The following is a 12,718-nucleotide window of genomic DNA, read 5'->3' on the forward strand; positions in this document are numbered from 1 at the left end:
CTGGATTGGCTTGGGCTATCATTATAGAAAGAAAAAGGTAAGCACAATCTCCTACTTACCTTTTCATAATTTTTATAAATAATATAAGAGTGGCAAACTGTTGTAAAACATATGGACTAGAGTAGAAACCCACAAATTTTGGCTCTTTTTATAAGCAAAGCCCAGCAACAAGCCCCCCAGTAGATAATAGAAAAATGAAGGCACGTCATAAGGTTCATGCATGAAAGAAAAGAGAGAGGAAGTCAGTACAAGTCCTAGCCAAGAATTGTCAAAAAACGCACCCTGAAGAAGTCCTCTAAACAGGAGTTCCTCATGGATAGGTGCCAAAACCGTGACATTTACAATAAAGGAAAGCGAAAGTCCATTACTCGTTTTCTCAAGGTGTTGAGCCGAAGCACCAGAAGCAACTGAGAAAAAGTCATGATAGCCTATATTTACCAGCACCGTGAGAAGAAAGATTCCAATGAAGAGCAAGAGTTGCTTCTTACTTAAAACCCCGAAAGAAATCATATCAAACCATCTCGCATAGCCAATACTAAGGCAAAGCAAGAGACTCTTTACAACAATGAATGTGTACTGGTGTTGAAAATAATCTCCTTGATTGACGGAATATCCCGCCGCACCAACGATTGCAAATACTAAAAATCCCAAAAACAAGGCATGGCACTTATTAAAAATGGCCATAAAACTATCCTCCTCACCAAACAGACTTTCCTACACGTCATTCTTTAGTTCTAGCCTTTCCAAAACAAACCATTTTAGTAACCAGAATCCGATCACATAACCCCACCCTAAGAAGATAACCATTAAAGCCAGCATGGAATTTAGGGAATTAAAGACCACCGCAAATACAAAGGTTAGCACAAAAACGTTAAAGGCAATGGTGTCAGAAGCCAAGACTAGAATATAAGGTGTCAACCGGTCTAAGGTTTTGGAATCTAGGAAAAATAAGTGTTTATACATGATAACCTCCTCCTGCCAGTCTATAGACTAGCCCCAGATTAAGAAGAAAACTCTTCCCCTACTTTTTATAATACTTCAATCCCCAAATGAGCAAAAGCATGATAAGCAAGCAGAGAACAGCGCCAATATAGGCAATTAATTGTTGATAGAATTCTCCTGCTGTGATACCTCTATACAAACAAATAATAGACATAAAGCCTGTCAAGCCGATGAACATAAGTTGATTGGTTCTAGGACTAACCAAATCATCATCTTCAAACTCTCTTATCCTCATTTCCCTAGTGAGGTAAACAGTGAGCAAAATGGAAGCTAAGTTAATAACCACTAAAAGAAATTGGAAAACTAAGGAAAAATTTAAAAACTGACGAGATAGAAATAGATAAGTAGAGACAATCAAGGGCAACTGACCTAGGAACAATCTCATAAGGAAGATGTTCCGTTTTTTAGCAAGAAAAGTTTTCATTTCTTTGCTCCTTTCTTTTTAGTTAAAGCAAGATAGATCATAACAGCAATCATATAGGCTATGGTATAAAATAGCTGATACCAAGTACTTTCCCTAAGCGGATAAAGAAAGATGGACATGATTAGATACAAGACGAAAATGATCAGTATTTTTTTCTTCATAAAATTTCCTCCTAAATGTATGCTTTATCTTAGTTTAGCCACAACCTTTACACTGCTAGTATAGCACTCATTTTGACCTTGGATTACTCAAATCATAAATGGTCATCAAAACCTCTTGAATTGTAAAAATTTAAAAAGCAAGCATGAAAAACATACCTGCCCTATGGAAACTTAACAATGTGAAAATACAAAATAGAAAACTATTCACCCTCACTTTCGTCTGTTCTGATAGATTCTCATGATTGCAACAAGGATACAGGCTGTCCCACCTGCCAAAACGAGGAGGGTAATAATAATGTTGAGAATTTCAGGCGTCCTCTCTATTCTGTTGACAAGACGGACTAAAGACAATACTGTCAATAAGAGTAAAGCTACTGACCCTGTCCGAATTAAAGAAGCCATTCGGTTCTCAACCGCATATAAAAATGATGGTAACATAACACAGGCTATAGCAATCACAAACAGGTTGCTCCCCGTTTCTTCTCCCTTGTTCACCACGGAAAGCATGAGAAGATTCGATGCTATGATTAACGCAGAACAGATAATAAAAAAGGATTTCTTATTCATATAGGGTACCTCATATACTATGGCATTTTAATTGATGACTACAGGCGGTACTTCTTTCCACAAATCTTCTAATCATCAACTGACATCGAGTGAACCGTTAAAACCTGACGAAAGACTTGATTTTTGCAGGTGGTATTTAGACTGGTATTGGGATGGCTTTCCACAATTTTCATAACGGTATAGAGACCAACTCCTCTCTCCTCCCCTTTAGAACTTGCTCCAAAGGAGAAAATCTCAGAAATATCTATGCCCTCTTCTTTGATGGAGTTTTCAATGATAAAGGTCTCCTGTGCTCCATTTTTTAAAAAGGCGATTGAAACGTGAGGTTGACTAGTCTCTACACTAGCTTCAATAGCATTGTCACAAAGGATAGACACAATGGTTAGAAAATCAAGCAAGCTCATCCCCTCTACCTGAATCTCCTCTGGAACTTCGACATTAAAGACAATGTTCTTATCTCTGGCTTTTAGAAATTTCCCTGCTAGGAGACTTTTGAGGGCACGGTCCCGAATATTCACCAATCGGCCTAGGTCATATTTATTGTCCTGCAATTTTTCACTAGAATCCTTTAAGACCGAGTCGTAGACCTCTTTTATCTGCTCCATGTCCTCCTCTTCAATGCCTAGACGTAAACTGGTCAAGAGGTTAGTGTAGTCATGGCGAAAGCAACGGACTTCCTTGTAAAGTTCCTCTATATGCCGACTATAACGTTCCATATCTCTGTAGCGCAAGGCCTGCTCTTGGTCCAATCTCTCATGGAATTTGTCCTTCAAATAGGTATCCAATTTCTTAATAATTCCCATAAAAAAGAGCAAGTAAAAGACTAGGATGAGATGGCGAACAGTCTTTGATTGGATATCGTATGCATATTCAAAGTAAGACAGATTTTCCATGACTAGAAAGTAGGCCCCCATTATCCAGTTAATCTTAGTCAGGGACTTTTGAAAAGCTTTATCGAGAATCTCCTTTCTCAAACTAGTAAAATCATAGTCCAACCATTTCAAAAAGGCTAGAGAAATGAAGAAATTGAAAATCATTATAAACACCCAAATAAATGAGTATTTGTCATTTATTTGCCCTTGGTCTAAAAACGGAAGCACAAAATAAGAAACACCTCTATAAAAGAGATTCACCAATATCATTGGAAAGAGACCATAAAAGAAGAGTAGTTTTTTAGGAAGCCCTCTTAACAATAAGAAAGATAAACCAATGCCGTACAAGGGTTCCATAAAATAAGATAGGTAAGTATTTCCTACTATATAGCTAATCGTTACAAAAACAACTGCTAGAAGTAACTTAAAAAGAAAAGCTTTAAAAAATCTCTCCAGAGTTAGAACAATTCCATCCACCTTAAAAAATATAAACAATTCCAATCCAGCTATCAAAAATGAATATACTATCTTCCAAACTATTTCCATTACATCACCTCACTTAGTGTAAGTTATTGATAGTCTCAGACACTTCCCTGACCTTATAACGCGCAATCATACAGCTTCCCCCATTGGGAAAGAAAAGAAGTTTTTCTTTCTTATCCAAACGCACCACATTGGCAGGATTAATGAGAAAAGAGCGATGACACTGCAAGAGACGGGGTTCCTGCTTGAAAACCTCCTCTAAACTCGCTGTAAATTCCAGCCTATCTGTCTTGGTATAGAGAATAACACGATGGGCTCTGGGCGATGTTTCAAGGTAATAAACCTCTTTAAAAGGATACTGGAATTGAGCAAATTTTGATTTAAAGTAAAAGCAATCTTCCGCCAGACTTTTACTATCTTGACTATTAGCATAGAGCAGGGCTGTCTTGATACGAGATTCAAACTCCTCTGCCGAAAGGGCCTTATCAATGTAGTCCAAAGCAGACACTTGGTAACGAAAGGACAAAGGCATAAACTCCGAGTGAGTCGTCACAAAGACAATCAGGGCATAGGGGTCTCGATCCCGAATCTTTCTAGCCACTTCCAGCCCCTTCATCTCCTCATTTCGAATCTCAATATCCAAAAAGAATAGCTGATGGGCCCCCTTCTCATGCACCTCTGCCAGCAGTTGGTCTGGCTTGCCAAAGACCTCAAAAGAGCTGGGAATAATCTGATGTTCTTTCAAAAGTTTTTTAATCGTCGTTTCAATCCTAGTCTGTTGGGAAAAATCATCTTCTAAAACAAATATTCTCATCTTTTTACTCACCTTGTTTCAATTTCTTCCTAAAAAGAGAATAGCAAAAATACTCTGACACAAGCCCACCAAATCTTAAACAGGCCTTTAACACTCCTGAAAGGTGTCTTGTTACTCAGATAAGTATGATAATCTTACAACTATTTTATCATAAAATCTTAACAGTACCATTCAGGAAATTTCAAGGGCAATTAAAGATTTTATGGTGAAAAAGGAGATAAAAGTGATAGACTAACAGTATCAAAACACAGTTGCTAGAAACAAGACTAGCACCCAGATTAAAGGAGGAATTCTCATGACAGATACAAATCCCATCAAAAGAGCTCAGACTTTGATTACTGACTTAAATAAAGCCTACCAAGCATGCAAACAGGCAACCGCTGACGACGTCCGCTTTCAGGAGCAACTAAACTCTATTCTTGGTTTTCTAGCCAAGGCTGAAACAGTGGATAATCGAGTCTTGATTGAACTGGAAAAATTTTACCAGACTTCCAGTCTTCTCATGGGACTCAGCGCTCTTGAACCAGATGCTCCTACTCGTGCCGCTTGGCGTGCTTATGACCGTTTCCACTTTGACCAAGTCAAGACCAAGTTGAGTCTCTACGGACCAACCATTATCTTGTAGAAAATAAAAGAAGTTGAGACAAACTGAACTCAACTTCTTTTTTAGTGTCATATAGGCAATGTTAGTCCTGCATCTGACGTTTGACCTGATAAGGTAGGTACAAGACTAGTAAAACCAAACCAGCTCCCAGTAAGGCTAGAAGGGCTAGTTTTTCTTGGAAGGTAATCAACCCAACAACTAATTCCACTACTAAGACCAAACTGGTCAATCCTCGGACTACCGCCTGCAAGCCTTTTTCCTTTTGCCCCTTGTCCAGCGGAAAGAGTTGGGTCAAATACTGGTAGTCAAAGGCATGATAGAGGGCCAGTAACTGGAAGAGCAAGAGGTAGTTAAAGAGAACTACCACTGCTGTCGCAATCCAAGCTTGCTCGATAAAAACCTGCGCCAGTATGGACAGCAAGAGCAGACGGAGACTGAGCGCAAAAAGATCTCCATTTCGCAGATAAGAACGCAGATAGAGATTTTGCCAAATCTTCCCAGGCACCTTCTGAACAGCCTTTAGGATAAAGTCCAGATAGGCACGACGCTTGACGCTGTTTGAAATTCCCTTTACCTGCGTAAAGAGGGCAAAGAAACGAAGCAAGACTTGCTTACGCTTACTTTCTTGGGAAATAACATAGTCCCAGTCCAGTCCAGTTTCAGTGAAAAATTTGCTGGCCTTTTGACGAAAGAGGAAATATTTACCTACTCCCAATAAAAGCACATAGACCAGAAAAACAGGCAAGCCATAACCCATGGCTAAAAATAAAGGCGCAAATAAAAGCAAGAAAAGGGTCTGGACAAAGAGCCAAAAGACTAGGGAAATGCCAGTTTGACGCTTGAGATGGTGTTTAATTTCCTCTTCTCCAACCAAGAGAAAGAGCTTGTCTGGAGCCTCCATATAGGTAGCAATTCCTCCCCAAAGCAAAAGCAAAACAGAGGTAGTTCCTACAAACAAAAGAATTGGCCAATGGTTTTCAGGAAAATCTTGTAAGAGTTGACTGTACTGGTAGGCTAGAAAGCCCAGCAAGACAAGCAGGAACAAGACAAAGTGGTCATTGAGCACATAGCGCAGATAACCGACACACTCCTTACGAAAAGCCTGCTTTCTCTTTAAAAACAAGTCTTTCATAGCTCCTCCTCTTTGGTCAGAGCCAAGTAAATATCATTCAAACTAGCCTCAGGCATATCAAAGGCTTCGCGCAGTTGCAGGAGATTTCCCTTAGCACGCACCTCTCCCTTGTGAAGAATGACAAAGGCATCACACATCTTCTCAGCCGAATCCAGCACGTGGGTACTCATGAGAATAGACTTGCCCTTTTGCTTTTCCACTTCCAAAAGCTGAATCAAGTCAGAAATAGCTAGCGGATCAAGACCAAGGAAAGGCTCATCCACGATGAAAAGACTCGGATCCACCACAAAAGCACAGATAATCATGACCTTCTGCTTCATCCCTTTTGAAAAATGAACAGGAAACCAGTCTAATTTCTGGTCCAGACGGAACATTTTTAACAAAGGTTCTACTCGATCAAAAGCCACTTTCTGCTCGATACCATAAGCCATAGCAACTGTTTCGATGTGCTCTCTGAGGGTTAATTCCTCATACAGGCTAGGTGTCTCGGGAATGTAACCAATTTGCTTGCGGTAACTTGTCGCATCTTCTTGCAGGGTCAAGCCATTGATATTGATGGAGCCACTATAAGGTGTCAACAGACCGATAATCTCATTAATAGTCGTCGATTTCCCAGCACCATTGAGACCAATCAGACCGACCAGCTGCCCACTTTCAACGGTAAAGGACACATCTTTCAAGACAGGGACATGAACATAGCCACCTGTCAGGTTTTTAATTTCTAACATATTTTCTCCAAATCTGGTATAATGTAGCTATATTATATCAAAATTCAATACAGTAGAGGTAGATTTTATGTCAGATTGCATTTTTTGTAAAATCATCGCAGGGGAAATTCCTGCTTCAAAAGTATATGAAGATGAGCAGGTTCTTGCCTTTCTTGATATCTCTCAAGTGACACCAGGACACACCTTGGTCGTGCCAAAAGAACACTATCGCAATCTTTTGAAAATGGACGCTACTAGCGCCAGCCAACTCTTTGCCCAAGTACCAAAAGTAGCTCAAAAAGTCATGAAAGCTACCAAGGCTGCTGGCATGAATATCATTGCCAACTGTGAAGAAATCGCTGGTCAAACAGTCTTTCATACCCACGTTCACCTCGTGCCTCGCTACAGTGCGGACGATGACCTCAAGATTGATTTTATCGCCCACGAACCAGACTTTGACAAACTCGCTCAAATCGCTGAAACTATCAAAAACGCCTAAGGAGTTGCCATGAAATTATCCAACCTACTGCTATTTGCAGGAGCTGCAGCTGGAAGTTATCTGCTCACAAAAAATCGCCAAACCATCACAGATGAAGTCTTGAATACCACTGACCGTGTTCAAGCTATCAAGGATGATGTGGATATTATCCAAAATAGCCTGCAAATCATCGACCAGCAAAAAGAACTCATCAAGGAATATCAAGAAGACCTAACTTACAAGTTTAAGGTCTTGGAAAAAGATATCCAGACTAGACTAGCTGTGATCAAAGAAACACAGGAAATCGAAGATAAGTAAAAGAGCCCGACGGCTCTTTTTGCTTTATTCTCCTTCAAAGGCATCTTTAATATGGTCAAAGAATCCCTTTTTCTTTGGATTGACTTTTAAATCACCTGCAGCTGCGAATTCTTTCAAGGCTGCTTTTTGGCGGTCGTTCAAGCCTGTCGGTGTTACGACATTAACGGTAACGTATTGGTCACCAACTGCACCGCCACGGAGGCTCGGAGCTCCCTTGCCACGGAGGCGGAATTTCTTACCAGTCTGAGTTCCCTCTGGGATAACCAATTCAACATCACCGTGAACAGTTGGGATATCTACTGTGTCACCAAGAGCTGCTTGGACAAAGTTGAGGTTGAGATTGTAGAAGATAGTCGTTCCTTCACGTTCAAACTTGTCGCTGGCTTCCACAGAAACCACTACATACAAGTCACCATAAGGTCCACCATTAAAGCCAGCTTCACCTTGACCAGCTAGGCGAATTTGTTGACCTGTTTCCACACCAGCAGGGATTTTCACATGTACGCTATGGGCTTGTTTTTCATGACCTGTTCCGTGACAGGTTGTACATGGATCTTTGATTTCTTTTCCGCGACCATGACAGACATCACAGGTTACTTGGCGACGCATCATACCAAGCGGAGTCTGCGTATCGACGTTAATGACACCAGCACCATGACAGCGTCCACAAGTGACTGGACTTGTTCCTGGCTTAGCACCAGAACCGTTACATGTACTACAGCTTGCTTCACGGTTATATTTGACTTCTTTTTCAGCTCCAAAAATAGCTTCTTCAAAGGTCAAGTTCACACGGTATTGGAGGTCATCCCCCTGACGAGGTGCATTTGGATTGCGTGAAGCACCGCCTCCGCCGAAGAAACTTGAGAAGATATCTTCAAAACCACCGAAGCCTCCTGCCCCATCGAAACCGCCGAAACCACCAGCTCCACCAAAACCACCGTTGGCTCCAGCAGCACCATATTGGTCATAGGCAGCACGTTTTTGGTCGTCACTCAAAGTCTCATAGGCTTCTTGAACTTCCTTGTACTTTTCCTCAGCACCAGGCTCCTTGTTGATATCTGGGTGGTATTTTTTCGAAAGCTTACGATAAGCCTTTTTGATCTCGTCTGCAGAAGCGTTTTTGGACACCCCCAGACGATCATAAAATTCAGTATTGTTCATAATTCAAGATACAAAGGGCGTCAAACGGACACAGCCAAAATAGGAGTTTTGACGACGGACGCTTGCGTCCTAGAAAAAACTATCTTTTTGGCACAGTCCGTAGCCCGTGTTCAATTCCCTGAACACCCTTATTCCTTTCTATTGATGTTCTGAATCGAACCACCATTTAGGTCGGGTTCAATTCCTGTATTTCATATTGATGAGACAAACCCCAAATAAATCAGGTTTAGGCCCTTTTTATCGAAAAACAGAGGCTGGGTTGCAACCTCTGGATTTCTTTTTATACTCGCCTGATTTTCAAGCTCGGGATAAAATAGTCCACTGGACTATTTTATTTCTCCGTAAACTCTCCGTCTACGACGTCATCGCCTGCGTTTCCTGTTGCTTGTGCGTCTTCTGCTCCTGCTTGAGCTTGTTGGGCTGCTGCGGCTTGTTCGTAGAGTTTAACAGCAAGTCCTTGAGCTTTTTCGTTCAATGCTTCAAGTTTTGCTTTCATGTCGTCCAAGTTGTTGTCTTCTTGCGCTTTCTTAAGGTCATCAAGGGCAGCTTGGGCAGCGTCACGTTCTGCGTCGAATCCTTTGCCTTCAGTTTCCTTGATTGTCTTTTCAGTCGCAAAGATCGCTTGGTCTACTTCGTTACGAAGGTCAACTTCTTCTTTACGTTTCTTATCTGCTTCAGCATTAGCTTCTGCATCTTTCATCATGCGGTCGATTTCTTCATCAGTCAAACCTGAGTTCGATTGGATCACAATAGTTTGTTCTTTTTGAGTTCCAAGGTCTTTAGCTTTAACAGACACGATACCGTTCTTGTCGATGTCAAATGTTACTTCGATTTGAGGAATTCCACGAGGTGCAGCTGGGATATCTGTCAATTGGAAACGTCCAAGAGTCTTGTTATCTGCTGCCATTGGGCGTTCACCTTGAAGAACGTGGATATCAACGGCTGGTTGGTTGTCTGCCGCAGTTGAGAAGACTTGTGATTTAGATGTTGGGATTGTTGTGTTACGGTCAATGAGTTTTGTGAAGACACCACCCATTGTTTCAATACCAAGTGATAATGGTGTTACGTCAAGAAGGACAACGTCTTTGACATCACCAGTGATGACACCACCTTGAATCGCAGCACCCATAGCAACTACTTCGTCAGGGTTTACTGATTTGTTTGGTTCTTTACCAGTTTCAGCCTTAACAGCTTCTACAACGGCTGGGATACGAGTTGAACCACCAACAAGGATAACTTCGTCGATTTCTGACAAGCTCAAACCTGCATCTGAAAGGGCTTGACGAACTGGAACTTTTGTACGTTCTACAAGGTCACGAGTCAAATCGTCAAATTTCGCACGAGTCAAAGTCATTTCCAAGTGAAGAGGTCCAGCTTCACCTGCAGTGATGAATGGTAAGCTGATTTGAGTTGAAGTTACACCAGAAAGGTCTTTCTTAGCTTTTTCAGCTGCATCTTTCAAACGTTGCATTGCCATCTTGTCAGTAGACAAGTCGATACCGTTTTCTTTCTTGAATTCTGCTACCAAGTGGTCGATGATTTTTTGGTCAAAGTCGTCACCACCAAGTTTGTTGTCCCCTGCAGTTGACAATACATCAAAGACACCGTCACCCAATTCAAGGATAGATACGTCGAATGTACCACCACCAAGGTCGAATACCAAGATTTTTTCTTCTTTGTCAGTCTTGTCCAAACCGTAAGCAAGAGCTGCTGCAGTTGGTTCGTTGACGATACGTTCTACTTCAAGACCAGCGATTTTACCAGCGTCTTTTGTTGCTTGACGTTGAGCGTCGTTGAAGTAAGCTGGAACTGTGATAACCGCTTTAGTTACTTTTTCACCAAGATAGTCTTCAGCGTAGCCTTTCAAGTATTGAAGAATCATAGCTGAGATTTCTTGTGGAGTGTATTCTTTTCCGTTAGCAGAAACTTTTTCAGAAGTTCCCATCTTAGATTTGATAGAGATTACTGTATCTGGGTTTGTGACTGCTTGACGTTTCGCAGCATCCCCAACGATGATTTCTCCGTTTTTGAATGATACTACAGATGGAGTTGTGCGGTTACCTTCTGGGTTTGCGATGATTTTGCTTTCAGTTCCTTCAAGAACTGCAACTGCTGAGTTTGTTGTACCTAAGTCAATACCGATAATTTTAGACATGTGTTTTTCTCCTTGTTAGTTAATTTTCTATTTTTGATATTTCCCTTAAGTGGTGGGGACGTGAGCAACTCCCTCCGGGATTTCATCACTTATTTTTGAGCCTATTGTCTCAAAAATCCCCTGTTTCAGTAGCTTTTGCTACTGAAACTTTCACCACGGTGGGAAATATCTTCCTTGCAAGCCTCCGGCTTGCTTTTTATCTTTCTTCATAGTTTATTGTCGTTTCGGACAAGTTTTTAAGCTTTCTAGCTTAGCTGTATACAACTACCATTGCCGGTCTTAAGATACGGTCATGGAGTTTGTAGCCTTTTTGGAAGACTTGGGCGATGGTATCTGCTGGGTGTTCATCATCTGCTGGGAGAGTTTGGATGGCCATATGGAAGTTATGGTCAAATTCGCCGTCAGCTGCAATTTCTTCGATTCCTTCTTCTTTCAAAGCGTGAACCAAGCTTTCTTGCACCATCTCCAATCCTTTTTTAACGTCGTCTGTCAATCCTTCAACTGCAAGAGCACGTTCTAGATTATCCAATGAAGGGAGAATCGCTTTTGCCAAGTCTTGGCTACGATAACGTTGCAAGTTTTGACGTTCTTCATTGGCACGGCGTTGAATATTTTGCATTTCCGCATGAGCGCGAAGGTATTTGTTTTCGAACTCATCTGCACGTTCATTTGCCAAGTCCAATTCAGACTTCTCAGGAGTTGTTTCTTCTACCGTTTCCACAACTTCCTCTTCTTGAACTTCTTCTACTTCTTCATTTTTTATATCTTGGGCCATTTTCGCCTCCTTTAATGATTTCAATCTTAATGTACTTCGTAATGATTACTACTGAGGTAACGGTAAAAATCTGTCAACTTCATGGTCAAAACACGATTGACCACATTGACTTGGTTGATTAGCTGTTGGTAATCCAGATTGACCGGACCGATAATAGCTAGAATTCCAACTCCCCGATAAGGGATGAGAAACTTGCTACTAATCACAGCTAAATCAGCTAGACAGGACTCTTGACTGTCTGCAACACGGACATTTTGCATCTGATCCTCATGCAGCCCCTCACGAATCTCCAATGCCACCTTTTGCGGTTGGTCAAAGAACTGATAGGCTGCTAGATTAGCAAAATTCAAGAGATTGACCTTGCCCGCCACCACAATGTTTTCGTTGAACATTTCCTTAAAAATGTGTTCAAAGAGATCGATGACATTGTCCGTTGTTGTAAAGTAACGCTGGATAATCTGCGGAATCTCCGTCCGAATCTTGTAGTGAATATCTAGAACGGTGTGGCCGAGGAAACGCTCCTGAATAATTCTCTTCAGTTTCAGCAAGTCCTCTTGCAAGAAGTTCCTTGGAATCAGAAACTGACTGGTAACCGTTCGAGACTCGTCTAGGGTGAATACCGCCAAGGCTGTATGTTGCCCCAAAACAACGATATCAAAGGCTGTCAAACGTTGCCTGCTAGGCTCAACATCCAGTGCTACTACCGTACAGCCACTCAAGTCTGTCAGCAGATTAGCAGCCTCTTGCAGAATATCCTCCAATTTGAAGAATTCCTGATCAAAGGCTTTGACAATCTCATATACCTCATTTTCAGCCAGTCGGTCAAAATCCAGTGAGTGTTTTACATAATACTGAAAACCAGCAACACTTGGCATCCGACCACTTGAAGTATGAGCCTTCTCAAGCAACCCTTGCTTTTCTAGAGCCGCCATGTCATTGCGAATGGTTGCACTGCTAGAGTTAATAGACTCTTGCAAAGCTTTGGATCCGACAGGTTCGTGCGTTTTGGTAAAGATGTCAATAATCAGATTTAAAATATCCTGCTGACGCTCTGTAACCATCTCA

General features: G+C 41.4%; 16 protein-coding genes. 3 read left to right on the top strand and 13 right to left on the bottom strand.

Features of this window, described 5'->3' with window-relative positions:
* Positions 1–72: 72 nt before the first annotated feature.
* The 7 genes from CBI42_RS06890 to CBI42_RS06920 all read right to left on the bottom strand — a co-directional run bounded on the left by CBI42_RS06890 (position 73) and on the right by CBI42_RS06920 (position 4,323).
* On the bottom strand, positions 73–684 hold the full coding sequence (locus tag CBI42_RS06890) for a CPBP family intramembrane glutamic endopeptidase (RefSeq protein WP_094753587.1): 612 nt from the start codon (positions 682–684) through the stop codon (positions 73–75).
* A 30-nt stretch (positions 685–714) separates the two neighbouring features.
* Positions 715–963, bottom strand: a complete 249-nt coding sequence (gene blpZ / locus CBI42_RS06895; protein ID WP_049487976.1) for an immunity protein BlpZ — start codon at positions 961–963, stop codon at positions 715–717.
* A gap of 58 nt (positions 964–1,021) precedes the next feature.
* Positions 1,022–1,426 carry an immunity protein gene (locus CBI42_RS06900; RefSeq protein ID WP_070842217.1) on the bottom strand — a complete coding sequence of 135 codons (405 nt, stop codon included), beginning with the start codon at positions 1,424–1,426 and terminating at the stop codon, positions 1,022–1,024.
* Positions 1,423–1,587 (bottom strand): hypothetical protein, encoded by a 165-nt coding sequence (locus CBI42_RS06905; RefSeq protein WP_094753588.1) that lies wholly within the window; start codon positions 1,585–1,587, stop codon positions 1,423–1,425. The genes CBI42_RS06900 and CBI42_RS06905 overlap by 4 nt, the downstream gene beginning before the upstream one ends.
* 210 nt (positions 1,588–1,797) lie before the next feature.
* Positions 1,798–1,989: a hypothetical protein gene (locus CBI42_RS13495; RefSeq protein ID WP_247932365.1), complete on the bottom strand. Its 192-nt coding sequence runs from the start codon at positions 1,987–1,989 to the stop codon at positions 1,798–1,800.
* A 233-nt stretch (positions 1,990–2,222) separates the two neighbouring features.
* The gene (locus CBI42_RS06915; RefSeq protein WP_094753590.1) at positions 2,223–3,572 is read right to left on the bottom strand and encodes a sensor histidine kinase; all 1,350 of its coding nucleotides are present in this window, start codon (positions 3,570–3,572) and stop codon (positions 2,223–2,225) included.
* Positions 3,573–3,585: 13 nt separating this feature from the next.
* The gene (locus tag CBI42_RS06920) at positions 3,586–4,323 is read right to left on the bottom strand and encodes a response regulator transcription factor (protein WP_094753591.1); all 738 of its coding nucleotides are present in this window, start codon (positions 4,321–4,323) and stop codon (positions 3,586–3,588) included.
* A gap of 295 nt (positions 4,324–4,618) precedes the next feature.
* Here CBI42_RS06920 and CBI42_RS06925 point away from each other — a divergent pair, with 295 nt between their 5' ends.
* Positions 4,619–4,948 (top strand): helicase BlpT, encoded by a 330-nt coding sequence (locus tag CBI42_RS06925; protein ID WP_094753592.1) that lies wholly within the window; start codon positions 4,619–4,621, stop codon positions 4,946–4,948.
* Between the two features lie 61 nt (positions 4,949–5,009).
* Here CBI42_RS06925 and CBI42_RS06930 read toward each other — a convergent pair whose 3' ends face one another.
* Entirely contained in the window at positions 5,010–6,059 is a 1,050-nt protein-coding gene (locus tag CBI42_RS06930) for an ABC transporter permease (RefSeq protein ID WP_094753593.1), read from the bottom strand.
* Positions 6,056–6,787 carry an ABC transporter ATP-binding protein gene (locus CBI42_RS06935; RefSeq protein WP_049538864.1) on the bottom strand — a complete coding sequence of 244 codons (732 nt, stop codon included), beginning with the start codon at positions 6,785–6,787 and terminating at the stop codon, positions 6,056–6,058. Before CBI42_RS06935 ends, CBI42_RS06930 begins: the two co-directional genes overlap by 4 nt.
* Positions 6,788–6,854: 67 nt before the next feature.
* On the opposite strand from CBI42_RS06935, the gene CBI42_RS06940 reads away from it, so the two are divergent.
* On the top strand, positions 6,855–7,265 hold the full coding sequence (locus CBI42_RS06940; protein ID WP_094753594.1) for an HIT family protein: 411 nt from the start codon (positions 6,855–6,857) through the stop codon (positions 7,263–7,265).
* A 9-nt stretch (positions 7,266–7,274) separates the two neighbouring features.
* Positions 7,275–7,562 (top strand): hypothetical protein, encoded by a 288-nt coding sequence (locus CBI42_RS06945; RefSeq protein ID WP_000777749.1) that lies wholly within the window; start codon positions 7,275–7,277, stop codon positions 7,560–7,562.
* Positions 7,563–7,586: 24 nt separating this feature from the next.
* Here CBI42_RS06945 and dnaJ read toward each other — a convergent pair whose 3' ends face one another.
* The 4 genes from dnaJ to hrcA all read right to left on the bottom strand — a co-directional run bounded on the left by dnaJ (position 7,587) and on the right by hrcA (position 12,714).
* On the bottom strand, positions 7,587–8,723 hold the full coding sequence (gene dnaJ, locus CBI42_RS06950) for a molecular chaperone DnaJ (protein WP_001066308.1): 1,137 nt from the start codon (positions 8,721–8,723) through the stop codon (positions 7,587–7,589).
* Positions 8,724–9,054: 331 nt separating this feature from the next.
* Positions 9,055–10,878, bottom strand: a complete 1,824-nt coding sequence (gene dnaK / locus CBI42_RS06955; RefSeq protein ID WP_023947126.1) for a molecular chaperone DnaK — start codon at positions 10,876–10,878, stop codon at positions 9,055–9,057.
* A gap of 250 nt (positions 10,879–11,128) precedes the next feature.
* Positions 11,129–11,653: a nucleotide exchange factor GrpE gene (gene grpE, locus CBI42_RS06960; protein WP_094753595.1), complete on the bottom strand. Its 525-nt coding sequence runs from the start codon at positions 11,651–11,653 to the stop codon at positions 11,129–11,131.
* Positions 11,654–11,679: 26 nt separating this feature from the next.
* Entirely contained in the window at positions 11,680–12,714 is a 1,035-nt protein-coding gene (hrcA, locus tag CBI42_RS06965) for a heat-inducible transcriptional repressor HrcA (RefSeq protein WP_094753596.1), read from the bottom strand.
* Between the last annotated feature and the right edge of the window lie 4 nt (positions 12,715–12,718).

Origin of the sequence: Streptococcus sp. KR (genome assembly GCF_002238115.1) — a bacterium.
GTDB lineage: Bacteria > Bacillota > Bacilli > Lactobacillales > Streptococcaceae > Streptococcus.

Coding starts and splice junctions, on each gene's coding strand:
- CBI42_RS06890 (WP_094753587.1), bottom strand. CDS start 684: ATGGCCATTTTTAATAAGTGCCATGCCTTGTTTTTGGGATTTTTAGTA.
- dnaK (WP_023947126.1), bottom strand. CDS start 10,878: ATGTCTAAAATTATCGGTATTGACTTAGGTACAACAAACTCAGCAGTT.
- CBI42_RS06940 (WP_094753594.1), top strand. CDS start 6,855: ATGTCAGATTGCATTTTTTGTAAAATCATCGCAGGGGAAATTCCTGCT.
- CBI42_RS06945 (WP_000777749.1), top strand. CDS start 7,275: ATGAAATTATCCAACCTACTGCTATTTGCAGGAGCTGCAGCTGGAAGT.
- grpE (WP_094753595.1), bottom strand. CDS start 11,653: ATGGCCCAAGATATAAAAAATGAAGAAGTAGAAGAAGTTCAAGAAGAG.
- hrcA (WP_094753596.1), bottom strand. CDS start 12,714: ATGGTTACAGAGCGTCAGCAGGATATTTTAAATCTGATTATTGACATC.
- CBI42_RS13495 (WP_247932365.1), bottom strand. CDS start 1,989: ATGGCTTCTTTAATTCGGACAGGGTCAGTAGCTTTACTCTTATTGACA.
- CBI42_RS06900 (WP_070842217.1), bottom strand. CDS start 1,426: ATGAAAACTTTTCTTGCTAAAAAACGGAACATCTTCCTTATGAGATTG.
- CBI42_RS06915 (WP_094753590.1), bottom strand. CDS start 3,572: ATGGAAATAGTTTGGAAGATAGTATATTCATTTTTGATAGCTGGATTG.
- CBI42_RS06935 (WP_049538864.1), bottom strand. CDS start 6,787: ATGTTAGAAATTAAAAACCTGACAGGTGGCTATGTTCATGTCCCTGTC.
- CBI42_RS06905 (WP_094753588.1), bottom strand. CDS start 1,587: ATGAAGAAAAAAATACTGATCATTTTCGTCTTGTATCTAATCATGTCC.
- CBI42_RS06930 (WP_094753593.1), bottom strand. CDS start 6,059: ATGAAAGACTTGTTTTTAAAGAGAAAGCAGGCTTTTCGTAAGGAGTGT.
- CBI42_RS06925 (WP_094753592.1), top strand. CDS start 4,619: ATGACAGATACAAATCCCATCAAAAGAGCTCAGACTTTGATTACTGAC.
- dnaJ (WP_001066308.1), bottom strand. CDS start 8,723: ATGAACAATACTGAATTTTATGATCGTCTGGGGGTGTCCAAAAACGCT.
- CBI42_RS06920 (WP_094753591.1), bottom strand. CDS start 4,323: ATGAGAATATTTGTTTTAGAAGATGATTTTTCCCAACAGACTAGGATT.
- blpZ (WP_049487976.1), bottom strand. CDS start 963: ATGTATAAACACTTATTTTTCCTAGATTCCAAAACCTTAGACCGGTTG.